The sequence below is a fragment of the Ruegeria sp. CE9 genome, assembly GCF_056537425.1.
In genome coordinates this window covers 1-976 of the sequence record NZ_JBQFRO010000090.1, presented here as the reverse complement: position 1 = coordinate 976, position 976 = coordinate 1, and the positions used below count along the sequence as shown (strand labels likewise).

At 55.8% G+C, this 976-nt stretch carries 1 protein-coding gene; it reads left to right on the top strand.

Going from position 1 to position 976, the window contains the following annotated elements:
* Positions 1-75 precede the first annotated feature (75 nt).
* Positions 76-976, top strand: a 901-nt coding sequence (gene hslO / locus ACR0B3_RS24225) for an Hsp33 family molecular chaperone HslO (protein WP_480811269.1), incomplete at its 3' end; no start/stop codon positions are given.

Sequence of the window (976 nt, the reverse complement as noted above, 5' to 3'; positions counted from 1 at the left end):
GCGGTTGACGGGGCGCGGCCTTTGGCTGACCCTGACAAAAAAGGCGCGATAATTTTAGGCGAAGGACGAAAGAGAATGAGTGTTGGCGCTGATGCCGCTTGGGATGATGTGGTTTTACCATTTCAATTAGACGCTTCCGATATTCGGGGGCGCGTGGTGCGCCTTGATCAGACGCTGGATCAGATTCTTAGCCAACATGATTACCCGTCAGGTGTTGAGGCTATGGTTGCCGAGATGGTGCTTTTGACCGCCTTGATCGGACAGACCATAAAACTGCGTTGGAAATTGTCGCTACAATTACGCGGTGATGGCCCGCTGCGTTTGATCGCGACAGATTTTTATGCCCCTGAAAGCGAGGGGAAACCCGCCCGCATCCGTGCCTATGCGAGTTACGACAAAGACAAATTTGACAACAGCGCCGCACCCTTTCCACAGGCGGGCAAGGGCTATTTCGCACTTCTCTTGGATCAAGGCACGGGCAGCGCGCCCTATCAGGGCATCACACCTCTGACGGGCGATGCCTTGCGCGGTTGTGCCGAGGCTTATTTTGCCCAATCCGAACAGTTACCGACACGGTTTATGTTGGGCTATGGTCGCTCCTCCACCCCAGGGCAGGAGGGAGAGAATTGGCGCGCAGGCGGCGTGATGCTTCAGCATATGCCCAAAGCAAGCCCGCATGTGACCGGCGAAGGCGGATCAGGGGAAGCGGGGCTTTTGGCCGCAACCGATCTTCTCAACGAGGATGAGGGCGAAAATTGGAACCGCGCCAATATCCTTCTTGATACTGTAGATACGTTTGAACTGATTGGCCCCTCTCTCAGCCAGACGGATCTCTTGCTGCGCCTGTTCCATGAGGAATCGCCACGCGTCTTTGATCCGCTGCCAGTACGGTTTGGCTGCACCTGTTCGGAGGCGCGGGTGCGTCAAAGCCTGTCGATCTATTCGGCCAAAGATATCGCGCATATGACCACGGAAG